At 72.3% G+C, this 14,505-nt stretch carries 11 protein-coding genes and 1 tRNA gene; 6 read left to right on the forward strand and 6 right to left on the reverse strand.

The window, feature by feature from the left end; genetic code table 11:
- The first annotated feature begins 7 nt into the window (after window positions 1-7).
- On the forward strand, window positions 8-1,513 hold the full coding sequence (locus tag ABT342_RS20940) for an SDR family NAD(P)-dependent oxidoreductase (protein WP_351575733.1): 1,506 nt from the start codon (window positions 8-10) through the stop codon (window positions 1,511-1,513).
- Window positions 1,507-2,721, forward strand: a complete 1,215-nt coding sequence (locus ABT342_RS20945; RefSeq protein WP_351575736.1) for a leucine-rich repeat domain-containing protein — start codon at window positions 1,507-1,509, stop codon at window positions 2,719-2,721. Before ABT342_RS20940 ends, ABT342_RS20945 begins: the two co-directional genes overlap by 7 nt.
- 327 nt (window positions 2,722-3,048) lie before the next feature.
- On the opposite strand, the gene ABT342_RS20950 is transcribed toward ABT342_RS20945, so the two are convergent.
- Both ABT342_RS20950 and ABT342_RS20955 read right to left on the reverse strand, forming a co-directional pair.
- Window positions 3,049-4,908, reverse strand: coding sequence for an AAA family ATPase (locus tag ABT342_RS20950; protein WP_351575739.1), 1,860 nt, complete (start codon window positions 4,906-4,908; stop codon window positions 3,049-3,051).
- Window positions 4,905-6,308 carry a vWA domain-containing protein gene (locus ABT342_RS20955; protein WP_351575742.1) on the reverse strand — a complete coding sequence of 468 codons (1,404 nt, stop codon included), beginning with the start codon at window positions 6,306-6,308 and terminating at the stop codon, window positions 4,905-4,907. Before ABT342_RS20955 ends, ABT342_RS20950 begins: the two co-directional genes overlap by 4 nt.
- Window positions 6,309-6,407: 99 nt before the next feature.
- Between ABT342_RS20955 and ABT342_RS20960 the strand changes: the two genes are divergently transcribed.
- Window positions 6,408-6,483 (forward strand) — tRNA-Trp (locus tag ABT342_RS20960).
- A 9-nt stretch (window positions 6,484-6,492) separates the two neighbouring features.
- Here the strand turns inward: ABT342_RS20960 and ABT342_RS20965 are convergent.
- Window positions 6,493-7,332: a hypothetical protein gene (locus ABT342_RS20965; RefSeq protein WP_351575745.1), complete on the reverse strand. Its 840-nt coding sequence runs from the start codon at window positions 7,330-7,332 to the stop codon at window positions 6,493-6,495.
- Between the two features lie 173 nt (window positions 7,333-7,505).
- On the opposite strand from ABT342_RS20965, the gene ABT342_RS20970 reads away from it, so the two are divergent.
- Window positions 7,506-8,117, forward strand: a complete 612-nt coding sequence (locus tag ABT342_RS20970) for a hypothetical protein (protein ID WP_351575748.1) — start codon at window positions 7,506-7,508, stop codon at window positions 8,115-8,117.
- A gap of 183 nt (window positions 8,118-8,300) precedes the next feature.
- On the forward strand, window positions 8,301-8,684 hold the full coding sequence (locus ABT342_RS20975; RefSeq protein ID WP_351575751.1) for an NUDIX domain-containing protein: 384 nt from the start codon (window positions 8,301-8,303) through the stop codon (window positions 8,682-8,684).
- 238 nt (window positions 8,685-8,922) lie between these two features.
- Here ABT342_RS20975 and ABT342_RS20980 read toward each other — a convergent pair whose 3' ends face one another.
- Both ABT342_RS20980 and ABT342_RS20985 read right to left on the reverse strand, forming a co-directional pair.
- Entirely contained in the window at window positions 8,923-10,095 is a 1,173-nt protein-coding gene (locus ABT342_RS20980; RefSeq protein WP_351575754.1) for an agmatine deiminase family protein, read from the reverse strand.
- Between the two features lie 104 nt (window positions 10,096-10,199).
- The gene (locus tag ABT342_RS20985) at window positions 10,200-11,756 is read right to left on the reverse strand and encodes an APC family permease (protein ID WP_351575757.1); all 1,557 of its coding nucleotides are present in this window, start codon (window positions 11,754-11,756) and stop codon (window positions 10,200-10,202) included.
- Between the two features lie 156 nt (window positions 11,757-11,912).
- Here ABT342_RS20985 and ABT342_RS20990 point away from each other — a divergent pair, with 156 nt between their 5' ends.
- Window positions 11,913-12,554: a TetR/AcrR family transcriptional regulator gene (locus tag ABT342_RS20990; RefSeq protein WP_351575760.1), complete on the forward strand. Its 642-nt coding sequence runs from the start codon at window positions 11,913-11,915 to the stop codon at window positions 12,552-12,554.
- A gap of 127 nt (window positions 12,555-12,681) precedes the next feature.
- Here the strand turns inward: ABT342_RS20990 and ABT342_RS20995 are convergent, their stop codons facing one another.
- On the reverse strand, window positions 12,682-14,406 hold the full coding sequence (locus ABT342_RS20995) for an acyl-CoA dehydrogenase family protein (RefSeq protein ID WP_351575763.1): 1,725 nt from the start codon (window positions 14,404-14,406) through the stop codon (window positions 12,682-12,684).
- Between the last annotated feature and the right edge of the window lie 99 nt (window positions 14,407-14,505).

The following is a 14,505-nucleotide window of genomic DNA, read 5'->3' on the forward strand; positions in this document are numbered from 1 at the left end:
GACGAACATGACACGGATCGGCGACGAGACCCGGCCGGCCGGCGAGGAGCGCCCCACGGACCGACGGCTCGCCCCGGAGCGACGATCCACGGCCCCGCAGCTCGCCGGCCAGGCGCGGCCCACCCACAACGAGCCCCACGGCCGGACGCCGCCCACCCACCACGAGCCCCACAACCAGACGCCGCCCACCGACGAGGAGCTCGCCGCCTTCGACCGCATCGTCGGCAAGCTGCGCGCGCTGCCCGTCGACGACCCGGTCCGGCTGCGTGCCGAGCAGGTCGCCGGTTCCTTCGCCCGCGACGGCCGGATCCGCCGCCGCAAGTCCCGCGGCGACGCCCGTTCCGAGGCGGACGCCGCCGTCGTCGCGGCCACCGCGACCGGTGGGCTCGCCCGGCGCGAGGACGCCCCGCTGGGTGCGGACGACAACGGGCAGGGCGGGCTCCTGACCCGGCCCCGCCGCTGCTACGTATGCAAGACGCACTACCGGCGGGCCGACTCCTTCTACCACGCGCTCTGTCCGGAGTGCGCCGCCGACAACACCACCCGCCGCGCCCTGTCCACGGACCTCACCGGACGGCGCGCGCTCCTCACCGGAGGACGCGTCAAGATCGGCTTCCAGCTGGCGCTGATGATGCTCCGGGACGGCGCCGAACTCCTCGTGACCTCACGCTTCCCGCAGGACACCCTGCACCGCTTCCGGGCCGCTCCGGGCAGCGAGGCGTGGCTCGACCGGCTGACGGTCGTCGCCGTCGACCTGCGCGACCCACGCCAGGTTCTCGGGCTGTGCGAACGGCTCCGGCAGGACGGCGAGCCGCTGGACATCCTCGTCAACAACGCCGCCCAGACCGTCCGCCGCCCGCCCGAGTCGTACGCGCTGCTGGCCGCCGGCGAGCCCGCGGCGCTGCCCGCGGGCGCGTGGGCCGCCCCCGGCTACGCACCCCTGCGGGCTCTGGAGGCGCCCCCCGCCGGAGGCGCGCTCGCGCTGGTCCTCGCGGAGGCCGACGAGGCGGGCCTGCTGCCCGACCACGCCCCGGTGAACTCGTGGTCGGCGCGGATCGGCGAGCTGGACCCGGCCGAGCTGCTGGAGACCCAGCTCGTCAACGCCCTCGCCCCGGCCCTGCTGGTCGACCGGCTGCTGCCGCTGCTGCTCGCCTCGCCGCGGCCGAACCGGTACGTGGTCAACGTGACCGCGGTCGAGGGCCGGTTCGCGGTCCGGCACAAGACCGCCGGGCACCCGCACACCAACATGGCGAAGGCGGCGCTCAACATGCTCACCCGTACCAGCGGGCCCGAACTCGCCGCGCAGGGCGTCCACATGTGCAGCGTCGACACCGGGTGGATCACCGACGAGAACCCGCTGCCGAAGAAGAGCCGGATCGCCGCCGAGGGTTTTCGCACGCCGCTGGACATCGTGGACGGGGCGGCGCGGGTGTACGACCCGATCGTGCGCGGCGAGGCCGGGGCCCCGGTGTCGGGCGTGTTCCTCAAGGACTACCGGGAGGCGGCGTGGTGACCGAGCCGGAGAACCCCCTCGGGCAGGCCCCGTTCGCGGGTGTCCCCGATGTCCTGCCCCGGTCGATCGGCGACCTCGGCCCGCTGATCGACTGGCTGCGGGGCGGCGCCGCGGCCGACCGCAGGCTCGACTTCCCGGCCGGGACGGCGATGCCCGACGGCCGGCTCGACCTGTGCAAGCAGGCCCTCGGCCCCGAGGGCGCCGCGCTGATCGCCGAGGCCCTCGGCGCCACGGCGGGCCCGCCCCGGGTACGGCATCTGCTGCTCGGGACCGACGGGCTCGGCGACGACGGGGCGGCGGACGTCACCGGAAAGAGCGTCGGCGCGGGCGTCGAGACGCTGTACCTCGGATGCAACGGCATCACGGCGGGCGGCGCCTGCCGGATCGCCGACAACCTGCGTGCTTCCGAGCACGTCGTCACCGGGGTCTGGCTCAAGCGCAACCCGCTGGGCACCGAAGGCGGGCGCGCCGCGGCGGACCTCGTCTCCGCCGCGTCCGGGCTGCGCACCCTGGACCTGGTGCAGACCGGCCTCGACCCGGCGGGCCTCGTCGTGCTCGCCGAGGCCCTGCTGACGGCCGCCGCTTCGGGGCGTCGCGTCGAGCGCCTCTTCCTCGGCGGCAATCCGCTCGGCCGCACCGGGGCGGCGCCACTCGCCGCACTGCTCGCCGCCGGAGCGGTCGGCGAACTGTACGTGTCGGCGGCCCGGCTGGGCGACGCGGGCGCGCTGCTGCTCGCCGACGCCCTGGACCGCGCGCCTCGCGGGCGTACGAGGCGTCTCTCCGTCGCCAGCAACGGCATCGGCCCGGAGGCCGCCGCCCGGCTCGTCGCCGCCTCGGCCGGTGCGGGCGTCGAACTGCTCGACCTCGGCCGGGTCCGCGCCGCGGCGGTGCTCGGCGCGGAGGACAACCGGGTCGATGTCGCCGCCGCGACAGCGATCGGCGAGGCCCTCGCGGACCGCGAGCACCGCCTCGCGCACCTCGTCCTCGCCCACACGGGTATGCGCAGCCACGAGGCGCACCGGCTCCTGGACGCCGCGCCGCGGGCCGTGAGTCCGACGCGTTTCGTCCTCGGCAAGGGCATCGCGACGAGCGTGCGGCGCCGGCTCGACGCGTTCAGCGCGCACCTGCCGCGGCCCGCGGTCTCCGCCGACGTCGAGGCGGTACGCAGCGTGCACCGCACGGCGCCACCCGCGTCCGAGGCGTCGTAGGAGTCCTGGGCATCCCGCCCGGGGTAGGGGCGCCGGACGGCCCCAGCGCCTGTCCTTCGGTTCCTGCCGGGCGTGCCTGCCTTGGCACGCACACTCGCTGCTCCGGCCTGATCCGAACGACACCCCCTAGCTAGTGCTGCGACCGGAAGGGTTCACCGGCTCGCGACTCCCGGCACGGCACCTCGCTGCGTTGTCGGAGTCGCCCGAGTACGCCCAGTACGAGGGCGATCCTCCGCCTTGCGATGCGTCCCCCAGGCCCTGCGGGCCTGGGGAGACCCCATGCACCGGACGCCGCGAGCTTCCCGGCAAACCTTTCCGGAAACAGCACTAGCGGGGCATCGCGCCGAACACCTCTATCCAGAACCGCTGCTGCTGATCCGAGGCTCCGACCATGTAGGTCGAGCGGAGCTTGGGCGGCAGCAGCGCGACCAGCCGGGTCACAGCCTTACGGTGCTTTCTCAGCTGCGACAGCTCGGCGTTGGCGATGACCTGGTGCACGACGTCGCTGTCGTCGCCGCCCTCGGAGGACGACTCCGCCGCCCGCCGCAGCCGCCTCTCCCAGGAGTCGACGTCGCGGGCCAGCTCGCGCAGACCGGTCACCGGCCGGTTGTTCAGCCGGTCGATCAGGCTGGTCAGCTGCACCGGGGCGTATTCGCCGTCCCCCAGGTACACCGTGCCCATCTCCAGGGGCAGGCCCCGCTGGTGGAGTTTGATCAGCCGCTCGATGGTCCGCTTGGTGATCCAGGCACGGCCGTCCTCGTCGATGTCGTGCTTCCACCAGTCGAGCACGGTCTCGGCGACGGGGCCGTACGTGTCGATCAGCCATTCGTTGGCCGGGATGTCACCGGGCTCGACCGTGAGCGAGGCCGTGAACCGGGTGGCCTGGGCGATGTTGTTCCGTGCCACGAGCAGCTTGCGCCCCAGGTGGTACGGCGGGTTCTGGACGGCGACCTGCGCCTTCAGCCCCTCGATGGGCCGGCCCGCCAGGGACCACTCCTGCGTGATCTCCATCAGTTTGGCGAACGCCGCCTTGTCCTTGGGGCGGTTGTACTCGTCCCAGACGACGGCCTTGGGCTCCGGTCCTGTGAACGCGGCGGCCAGCAGGTTGTCGAGAGACCCGTCGCGGGTGGGGATCGGCGCGCAGAGGTCCTCGACGTTGGTGACGGGCATCGAGAAGTACAGCGGCTCCCGCCCGCCGAGCCCCTCCCGGACCGTCTGGCGGACGAGCTCGGTCTTGCCGCAGCCCGGAGGGCCCTGGAGCAGCACCGTCCACCGGTTGCGCAGGGCCGCCCGGACCACCTGGCGGACCGGGTCGGCGATCCGTGCCGGGTTCGGCACGTCCAGCTCGTTCGCGATGCGGTCCAGGATCTCCTGGGTCCGGTTCGGGCCGGGGCGGCCGTCGGGCCGGGGCTCGGCGAGCCGCAGACGCTCGCCGTTGACCAGGGGCAGCCCCCAGCGCAGTGGGAAGCCCTCCCGGGCGTTGGCGAGGATGTGGTCCAGGGTGCGCGGTGACAGCAGCTCGCGCAGCGCGGGGCTCAGGGACGCCCACAGCGTGAAGACCCCGCCCAGATCCCAGTTCCGGTACTTCGCGGCCAGCTTGAAGCGCCAGGCCGTGTCGTTCGCGGTGATCCGGATCGTGACCATCCGGTCCAGGACGGCCAGGTCGCTGCGGCGGGCGGCGGTCTCGGCCAGCGACTCGTTGTCGGTGAGGAAGACGCCGACGCAGCCCAGCGCACGCAGGTCGTACCCGCCGAGCGTCCAGTTGCAGGCGATCTGCATCAGCTGTGACTGGATCGACTCGCCCGCCTGCAGCGAGTCGTCGATGAGCAGGACGAACGGCTTCCCCGGCTTCAGCTGGCTCATCACCAGCTGCCGCAGCACGAGCCGCCCGGTCTCCTCGTCCCGCACCGGCGCGTTGGCCAGCAGATCGTCCGGGGTGAGGTTGGCGGCCGGGACGAGGACCAGCTCCGTGTCCGGGTACGCCTCGGCGATGTGGGAGAAGAACGTCGCGGTCTTGCCGATGCCGTGCTCGCCGAAGACCTGGCCGGTCTGCCCCATGTCGATCATCGCGTCGACGAAGGACTCCAGGCGGGACGCCCCGGTCCAGCCCTGGGGCGGCCGGGGGTAGGTGGCGTTGGGCTGCCAGGAGACGGTACGGGGCGGGGTCGGCGCGGTCGGCGTGGTCATGGGGATCCTGTCGTGACGCGGTGGCATGCCATCGGAGAGGTGTGGGACTCGGGCCAGTCGTCGCCGCCCTCGGTGATCAGCCAGATCCACTTGTCGGGCTCGGCGGGGGTGATGTGCGGGGCGTAGCCGTCGGTGAGCATCACCACGGCGTCCGGGGTCTCCTCGAAGGGCCGGCCGTCGACGAGCGTGCGCCCCTCCACGTGGTCGGCGACGGCCTGGAAGCTCGTGCCCCCGCCGCCGTACACCGCCTCGCCGGGCCGGAAGGGCATCACCACGGCGTCGAACGAGAACCAGTGGGCCTCCACTCCGTCGATGCGGCCGACCAGTTCGGTCAGCCAGTGGACCACGTGGTCCGGCATGGATCCGGAGGTGTCGTACGCGATGACGAGCACCTTGTCGCGCACCGGGCCGCGCCGGGACAGCATCGGGTCGTGCCCGAGCGCCGCGAGCAGCGCGCCCCGCTTCTTCGGGTAGACCAGCCGCTCGCCGTCCCGCAGTTTCGAGGCGACGACGTCCACCAGCCAGCGCTGCCACCAGTCGACCCGCTCCGTGCGCGGCGTCTGTCCGCGCAGCAGTCCGGCGCCGAGCCGGCCCCACATGCGGGTCACCCGGTCCGATGCGCCGTCGGTGCGGTCCATCAGCTCGCCCATCTCCGCCTCGGCGACGGCATGGCCACGACGGGCCGCCAGCAGCGAGTTGAGCAGGACGGAGGAGACGACGGTGTCCACGGTCTCCTGGTCGGCGGGGATGTCGTGGTGCGTGAGGTGCGCGCAGACCGGCGTCGGGACCGGTGGGTGCGCCATGCGCTTCAGTTCGCCGTACACGGACATGTCCGTGGCGATGAACTCCGCGTAGTCCACCGGTTCCAGGCCATGCGCGAGCAGGTCCGCCCGGTACGCCGCGTGGGTCTCGCGCGGGTCGATGCCGGCGGGCTTGCCGTCCCACAGGGGCAGGGCGTCCCGGCCGAGCCGGACCAGGGCGACATGGTTGATGGACACCTCGGCGGCCAGGGTGAACACGGGGTCGTCGCGCAGTTCCGGCTCGACGAACAGGTGGCGGTGGACCAGGTGCCGCGCCTCGTGGAAGAGGGCGAACTTCACCCCGTCCAGGCCGAGGGAGACGAAGAACTCCGGGTTGTAGACGAGCAGGCAGGTCCCGTCGCCGCTCGCGACGACGGCGGCGGTGTCGATCGCCGTGGTCGCCACCTGGTGGTGGCACTTGGCGTAGAGCCAGGACGCCACCGCCGAGCCGGACATCCCGAAGTCCAGCAGGGCGGCCTCCTTGAGCCGCCGTGCCTCCGCGACCACCGTCTCGTCGGCGGGCCGCCACCGCTCCAGCGCGCGCCGGTCGGCCAGATCGACCACGTGCCGCGGCCGTCCGCCGCGCTCCCCGTACGCCATGTTCCCGCTCCCCCCCTGCGTACTCCTTGGTATCAGGGAGCACCGACAACGGGCGAAGGTGTTTTCCGCCCGGACGATTCGCCTATGATCACCGGCAAGGCGGGGCCGTAGCGCAGAGGCAGACGCGCCGGTCTCCAAAACCGGAACACGCTGGTTCGACTCCAGCCGCCCCGCCCCTCTCCGTTCAGGCGATCGCGCGCGCGGTCACGATCAGTTCGGGCACGGTCCCCGTGAACGTCGGCAGCAGTTGCGCGAGGACGGCCCACGCCTCGATGTCGCCCCCGAGCGATCCGCGCACCATCGGCCGCAGCACCTCCTCCGCCTCCGGAAAACGGGTGGGGAACGCCCAGCGGCCGACGTCCAGGACGGCCAGCACATGGCGGGCCGGCCGCCACTCCCGTACGTAGGTCCCGGGGCCGTCGACAATGCCCCCGGTCCGCATCCGGTGCTCGTAGCTCCGATGTCCGGAGAACCGCTCGCGAAGGGCCGCGGGGCAGTCGGGCCGCAGCGCGAGCGCCCACCGGGCGTACCCGGGCAGCGGCTGCTCCACGTCGGCCTCGAAGACGCGCGCCCAGTCCTTCCGGGAGAGCCGCTTGGCGGCCCGGTGTCCCTGCCGCATCGTCTCCACCGCCCGTAGCGCGGGGATCAGTTCCTCGGCGGGCAGGAGCTCTACGCCTTGGGGGCGGCGGTGGCGGTGCAGCCCGTCCGTCAGCGGCACGGTGCGCCCCGCGTCGGGCCCGAAGGGCTCGCCCGCCAGCACGGCCAGCTCCAGCGCGACGGGCAGCCCGGCCTGGAGGACGACGGCCTCGTTCGTCTGCGGCCGGTCCTCCTCCAGCATCCACAGCAGCGCCGACGCCGGCAGCGCACCGGACGCAACCGACGACAGACCGCCCCAGGCAGGCGGAACGGTCGCTTCCGGCGCCTCGGCGGCCCCGATCCGGTCCCGCACCCGCCGCGCGTCGTCCGACTCGGCGAGGGAGATCAGCACGTCGAGCGCTCTGACCACATTACGGTCGTGCCGCATGGCCCCCGTCCCCTTCACTTCCTCCGGCCTGTCGGCCGCGATCATGCCAAGCTCGGGCAAGCGTACGGGACCTTCCCCGTCGGCCTGCGTGGGAGCTCCTCAGGGACCCGTCGCACGTCCCGGCTCACAGTGGGCGTCGGCCGCGACCGGCGGGCGCCCTAGGGTCGTCGTTCATGGGGACGGACATTGACTGTGCGATAGAGACGCGCGGGGCCGACGGCTGCTGGGAAGTCGAGGTCGGCGTGCTGGGTTTCAACCTGCGGCGGGACTACGAAGCGTGGAACTGCCTCTTCAACGTCCGAGGCGTGGAGCATCTGCGGCGTCGGCTGTTCGCGGACCGCGGCCTTCCGGACGACGTCTCGGATCCGGTGCGGGAGACCGGTGTGGGTGACTTCCAGCACGGCCACACGTACGCCACCTGGGCCGACGTCGCGGCGGTCGACTGGGACGCCCCGCTCGACGACGAGCCCGCCTGGTACTGGGTGGGGCAGTGGCGGCGCGACGACGGCGGCGAGCTCGTCCTGGAGGACGTCGTCCGGGCCCCGCACGATGTGTACGAGGCCGCATGCGACACCTTCGGCGGGCATCGGCTCCTCGCACCTCCGGAGTGGCCGCCGGGCGGTGAGGTGCTCCTGGACGGAATCGTGTACCGGCCCGTGTTCCTCACCGCGCGCATGCTCGCGCCCCCGGACGAGGAGCCGTGGTCCCAGGTCTGGGGCACCATGCGGGAGCTCGCCACCGAGTACGGGGACGAGAACGTGCGCCTGGTCGTCTGGTTCGGGTGACGCCGCCTCCGGTCACGTCTCCTCGATCCGGTCCTGGCATCGCCTGTGTGGCCCCTACAGTGAAGCCACCATGGGCCCTTCGCGGAAGGAACATGCCGTGTCGCACCCCCGCCTCGCAACACCCGCTGATGCGGTGGAAGTCGCCCGCCTGTGCCCGGAGAGCATCGTCCGTGGGAGCGCCCTGTGAGCAAGCAGTGGCTGCCCCCTGAGGAGTTCGCCGCCACACTGCCGAAGGCCACCGTCTTCGGGGCCGTGTTCTTCACCGACGAGGACGACCGACCCGTCCAGCTGCGCGCCACCTACTCCAGCGTCCACCCCTGGCAGTGGCCCGGCGGTGTCGCCGATCCGGGCGAGCGGCCCTGGCAGACCGCCGTCCGGGAGTGCCGGGAGGAGACCGGGCTCACCGTGCCCGGCCCGCCACGGCTGCTGGCGGCGGTGTTCGGGCTGCCGGGGGCGGAGTGGCGGGAGCTGATGCCGGGCCGGGACCACGCGCGGCTGGAGGCGGTCATGGCCGCCCGGCGTACGGGCATGCCCGTGTGCTTCGACACCTGGGACTGGGAGGCGTAGGTGAGCGTCGTCCCGGCTGGACGGCGGAGGGGCTGAGGGCGGGGGCCGGCCGGTACGTGTCGCCGCCGGAGATCGCCCCGCGCAGCGCGGACGTCGACCTGACCCTGGTGGACGCGGACGGCACCGAGGTGGACATGGGCACCCGTGTCAACGCCGGCCCGTCTTCCTGAGCGCGCCGAGGGGCCTCGACCACGAACGGCCGGGCCCCTCGGCCGTGCCCCGCCCCGGGGCCCTTCGGTCAGGACCGGGCGGGAACGTGCTGGGTGACGCAGTGGATCCCGCCACCGCCCCACGCCAGATTGCGGGTCGGAATGCCGACGATCTCCCGACCCGGGAAGAGCTCGGCGAACCTGCTCAGCGCGAGGGCGTCTTCCGGCACTTCGGCCGTGGGGACGACGACGCTGCCGCTGGTCAGGTAGTAGTTGGTGTAACTGAAGGTCTCCACGAGCGTGCCGCTCACCCGGAAGTGGGGCTGTTGGTGGAGTTCGACGATCTGGATGGGCCGCCCGCAGGCGTCGGTGGCGGCCTGGAGCACGGCCTTGTTGGCCGCCATCCGGGCGTGGTTGGGGCTGCCGGTGTCGGGCTGGGTGTGCAGCAGGACCTTGGCCGGGCCGAGGTAGGCGGCGACGAGGTCGACGTGCCCGTCCGTGACGATGTCGTTGTTCAGACCGTACGGGAGCCAGATCACCTTGCTCGCCCCGTACGCGGCGAGCAGCGCGGACTCGATCTGGGCACGGGTCAGGCCGGGGTTGCGGTTGGGGTTGAGCAGGCATTCCTCGGTGGTGATGAGGGTGCCCTGGCCATCGGTGATCACGGCGCCGCCTTCGAGTACGAGGTCGACCGGCGTGCGCGGCACGGACAGGTGGGAGCAGACCCCGACGGGCAGCAGGTCGTCCTTGTCGTACGGGTACTTGTTGCCCCAGCCGTTGAAGCGGAAGTCCAGGCCGGTGAGCTGGGTGCGGTCGGGGCTCAGGGCGAAGACCGGCCCGGTGTCCCGGGTCCAGCAGTCGTTGACGGGGTACTCGATGACGGTGACGGTCGGGCCGCACTGCTGGCGGGCGTCGGCGGCGGTGCCGGGTTCGGCGACCATCAGGACGCTTTCGAAGCGGGCGATGCTCCTGGCGATGGCGGCGATCTCGGCCTGTACCGGCTTGAGCAGCGCGCCCCATCCGACGGTGCGGTCCCAGGGCCAGGCCATCACGCACCCGGAGTGGGGCTGCCACTCGGCCGGGACGGTGAAGGCGGCGGTCGTCTGTGCGATGGCGGCCGTTGTCGCGGGGGGCGTCGACGCGGCGGCGGCCGTTGTCGCGGCGGCGGCCGGGCCGGCGGTCCGGGAGGAGAGGAAGACGGTCGCGGCCGCGGTCAGCGCGGTCGTACAGAACGCGCGGCGTGCAGGCTGTGGCAGGTTCATGACAGGGACCTTCCAGGGTGCGTCGTGGGCGTTTCTTCCGCAGGGGATTGCCGGAAAGGGGCGGATACGGAGCCGGCACCGCGGGCCGCGGTGCCGGCACCGGCTCAGGGGTGGTCCGTGGCGGGGAGCGCGGCGGCCTCCGCAGCGGGAGCGGCAGGGGCCGGGGCGCCCTCGCGCAGCTTGTCGTGCGGGCGCCGGGCGACCAGGTAGACCAGTCCGCTGCCCAGGACCACGGCGGTGCCCAGCAGCGCGGCCCACACCTGGTACCAGGGGGCGCCGGGCGGCGCGAGAATCGCGCGCGGCCAGCAGACGTTGACCACCTCGAAGGCGGTCCAGGCCACGGCGAGGACGTTGAGGACGGTGCCCTTACGGCCCAGCCGGATACGGCCGGAGGGCACCCAGGATCCGCGCAGCCGGGCGATCAGCGCCGCGAGCGAGACGAGGAAGAAGGGCAGGTAGGTGGCGGCGGTGCCGAAGGCGATCAGGCTGCCGATGGCGGTGGCGTTGAGCCCGAGGGCGAGCGCGCTGCCGCTGATCAGGGTGGAGGCGACGAGGCCGCCGATGGGTGCCTTGCGGCGGTTGACCTTGCGGACCTGCCCGGAGAACGGGAAGACGCCGTCGCGGGCCAGCGAGAACAGACCGCGCGCGGCACCGCCCTGGGAGGCCATCGCACAGGCCAGGAAGCCGATCAGCACGACCACGACGAACGGCTTGTCCGACCAGTCGCCGAAGGCGTGCACGACCGCCGTGGTGACGGGGTCGATGTCCTGGCCGGCCACCACGACCTCCGGCTGCGGGTGCGCCAGAGCCACCGCCATCGCGTTGAGGATGACGACGGCGCCCACGCTCAGCAGAGCCCACCACATCGCACGCGGAACCTGGCGGCCCGCGTCCTTGGTCTCCTCGGCGGTGGAGACGCAGGCGTCGAAGCCGATGAACGCCCATCCGGCGACGGCGACCGCCGCGAGGAAGCCCAGGACGGTGGAGCCGCCGGACAGGGCCTCGGCACCGAGCGTCTCGGTGAACAGCGGGAAGCCGTGCTCCCGGAAGAACAGCAGCAGAACCAGCCCCACCAGCACGGACGCGACGGCCTCCGCGGCGATGCCGAGCGAGACGAACCAGCGCAGGATGCTGATGCCGTACGCGTTCACCAGCATGCACGCGAGCAGGATGCCGACGGCCACCGCGACCAGCCCGGCGGGTGTGGGGGTGGCGCCGAAGAGCGCGTACACCCAGGGCGCCGCGAGGTAGGCGACGGTCGTGTTGCCGAACATCACGGCGAACTGCCAGACCCAACCGCCCAGCCAGCCGAACGCCGGACCCAGCAGGCGTCTTCCCCACTGGTACGGGCCGCCGGCGAGCGGCCACTGCGAGGTCAGCTCCGCGTAGACGTTGACCACCAGGCACTGGCCGGCGAGCACCAAGGGCAGGGCCCACACCCACACAGGGCCCGCGACCGTGGTCCCCACCATGGAGACGGCGTACAGGGCGACGACCGGGGAGACCACCGCGAAGCCCATCGATATGTTGCCGAGAATGCCCAGGTTGCGGCGCAGTTCCTGGCGGTAGCCGAGGTCGCGCAGCCGGGCGGCGTCCGCGTCGGGTCCGCCCTGGGGGGCCACTGGATCGGCCGGCATCCGGCCGGTCGGCGTGTCGTTCATGATCACCTCACCGGGCGCACCGGGCCGACAGCGGCCCGGCACGCCAAATCTAACCGCGTTAGGTAAACGAGGTGGCGTGAATGTAGCGGTGCTCCCGGCTGCTTGTGAAGCGTTCCTGGCAGGTAACCTGCACATCCGAGGACGAGGGAGTCGCAGATGCCACGGCCGAGCCAGGCCCTCCTCAGCCGAGCGATCATCGCCCGTGCGGCCCTGGAGCTGTTGGACGAGCAGGGCGTGGAAGCCCTGAAAATGCGCACGATCGCCGACCGGCTCGGGGTGCGCGGGGCGTCCCTGTACCACCACGTCGCGTCCAAGGAAGACCTGCTCGACGCCGTCGCGGAGCTGATCAACGACGAGATCGATCTGGGTCCCCTGACGGACCCGGGCGGCGCGCGGGGCATTGCCGCGTACGCCCACGGCTATCGCAGGGTCTACCTCCGCTACCCGCACATGATCCCGCTGGTCGCCCGCCGGGGGGTCTCCTCCGACAAGGCGCTGCGCGGCTACGACGCCCTGCTCCGCGCCCTGACCCTGACCGGCTGCACCCCGGACGAGGCTGCGGAAGCCGCCTGTGCGATCGACAACCTCGTCCTCGGCTCGGCCCTGGAGACCTTCACCGCCGGTTTCACCCGCGCCCCCGCCGACTACCTCCCCGGCCACCCGGAGCTCGCCGCCTCACTGCACGCGGCCGACGCGCGGCCCGGTGGTCTCGCGGACCTGGACACACGCGGTTTCGATCTCGGCGTCCGCCTCGTCCTGCGCGGCCTCGCGAGCCATGACCGCCGCCCGGAACCGTAGCGAGATCACGTGGCCCGGCGGCAGGATGGCGGCCCGGTCACATGAGTCAGCCGCTACGAGTCGCCCCTTGGAGTGGGGTGACCCGTAGCGGCCTCCGTTCCGTGTCCGTCGACGGACTCCGTCGACGTTACGGCGTCATCTCGTACGCCCCCGACAGCGCCTCGACGCGCTGCCACACCCGAGCCGAACGCGCCTCGTCGACGACCGGACGCCGGACGGCGCCGAGCGACCAGAGCTGCTGCTGCTCGGTGGCGGACTCCTTGCCGTGCAGCTCGACGGCGTGCGCCGAGAAGTCCCGTACGAGGACGGCGAACAGCTCGTCCAGTACGTCCTCGTCGAGATCCGTCAGGCGCGCCTGCTCCAGGATCAACTGGCCGTGGACGACGAGCGCGAAGAGCTGGCCGACGGCGAGGAGGAGGTCGAGGTCACGGCTCTGCCGCTCGTCGGGGGCCGCGGAGGTGACGAAGTCGCACAGGGCGTCGGCCTGTTCGCGGAAGCGGCCGACGTTGGGTACGTGGGCGTACGCGGCGAACGCGGGGCGCCAGTCGTGGAAACGCACCGATCCCAGGCCGCGGGCGGGTCCCTGGCGGAAGAGGAACGTGTCGTCGGCCGCGTCCAGCCGGGTCGGGACGGGCTCGTACGCGACCGGGTCCAGCAGGTGGTTGCGCATGAACTTCAGGATCAGCGCCAGGTTGACGTGGACGGTGCCCTCCAGCTTCGGCAGCCCACGGATCTCCACGGCCGCCTGGGCGAAGTAGTTGTCCTTCTCGAACCCCTTGGCGGCGATGACGTCCCACATCAGGTCGATGACCTTCTCGCCCTCCGTGGTCACCTTCATCTTCGTCATCGGATTGAAGAGGAGGTAGCGGCGGTCGTCCGGGCCGGCGGAGCGGAAGTAGTCGACGGCGCGGTCGCTGAAGAGCTTCATGCCGACCAGGCGGACGTAGGCGTCGGTGAGCTCGCGCCGCACGTGCGGGAAGGCGGTGACGGGGCGGCCGTAGAGGATGCGGTTGTGCGCGTGGGTGACGGCCTCGTACATCGCGTGCTCGCAGATGCCGATCGAGGCGGTACACAGGTTGAACTTGCCCACGTTCACCGTGTTGAGGGCGGCGTCGAAGGCGGCGCGGCCGGTGTGCAGGACGTCCTCCGGGGCAACCGGGTAGCTCTCCAGGCGGAACTCGCTGACGTACTTCGACGAGTCGACGACGTTCTTGACGAGGTGGTACGCCGGGTGGCGGCTGTCGGCGGCGAAGAAGACGTAGCCGTCCGGGCCTTCGACGTCGGTGCGGCGGCCGAAGACGGAGACGAGTCCGGCGGCGTTGCCGTTGCCGATGTAGTACTTGGATCCGGTGGCCCGGAAGCCGCCCGCGCCGTCGGGCTCCAGCAGCATGTCGGTGGAGTAGATGTCGGCGCCGTGGGACTTCTCGGACAGGCCGAAGGCGAACACCTCGCCCTGCGAGAGGAGTTCCGCCGCGCGGGCGCGGGCGGTCGCGTTGTCGCTCTGCCAGACCGGACCGAGACCGAGGATCGTCACCTGCCAGGCGTACCAGTAGTCGAGACCGTAGAAGCCGAGGATCTCGTTGAGGGCGGCGATACGGGCGGTGTCCCAGCGCTTGTCCCGCTCCCCCTCCCCGGCGTCGGCGGAGGGCGACAGGAAGGTCTCGAACAGCCCCTCCTTGGCGGAGAAGGCGAGGAAGTCGCCCAGCCAGGCCCGGGACCGGTAGTCCTCGATGAGCTGTCGCTTGCCGCGCTCCTCGAACCAGTCGACGGTCGCGCGCAGCAGGCGACGGGTCTCCGGGTCGAAGTCCGCCGGGTCGTAGGTGCGCGGGTTGAACAGCAGCTGGTCGGCCATGAGGACGCCTTTCGGCTGGGAGGGTGAGAGGGGTGGTGGTGAAGAACTCGGGACGGCGGGGCGGGCAGAAGGGCCCTGCCGATGTGCCGGCAGGTCGGC

Source organism: Streptomyces sp. NPDC000410 (genome assembly GCF_040300305.1).
GTDB lineage: Bacteria > Actinomycetota > Actinomycetes > Streptomycetales > Streptomycetaceae > Streptomyces.

Coding starts and splice junctions, on each gene's coding strand:
- ABT342_RS20970 (WP_351575748.1), top strand. CDS start 7,506: ATGGGGACGGACATTGACTGTGCGATAGAGACGCGCGGGGCCGACGGC.
- ABT342_RS20940 (WP_351575733.1), top strand. CDS start 8: ATGACACGGATCGGCGACGAGACCCGGCCGGCCGGCGAGGAGCGCCCC.
- ABT342_RS20995 (WP_351575763.1), bottom strand. CDS start 14,406: ATGGCCGACCAGCTGCTGTTCAACCCGCGCACCTACGACCCGGCGGAC.
- ABT342_RS20955 (WP_351575742.1), bottom strand. CDS start 6,308: ATGGCGTACGGGGAGCGCGGCGGACGGCCGCGGCACGTGGTCGATCTG.
- ABT342_RS20980 (WP_351575754.1), bottom strand. CDS start 10,095: ATGAACCTGCCACAGCCTGCACGCCGCGCGTTCTGTACGACCGCGCTG.
- ABT342_RS20985 (WP_351575757.1), bottom strand. CDS start 11,756: ATGAACGACACGCCGACCGGCCGGATGCCGGCCGATCCAGTGGCCCCC.
- ABT342_RS20965 (WP_351575745.1), bottom strand. CDS start 7,332: ATGCGGCACGACCGTAATGTGGTCAGAGCGCTCGACGTGCTGATCTCC.
- ABT342_RS20950 (WP_351575739.1), bottom strand. CDS start 4,908: ATGACCACGCCGACCGCGCCGACCCCGCCCCGTACCGTCTCCTGGCAG.
- ABT342_RS20990 (WP_351575760.1), top strand. CDS start 11,913: ATGCCACGGCCGAGCCAGGCCCTCCTCAGCCGAGCGATCATCGCCCGT.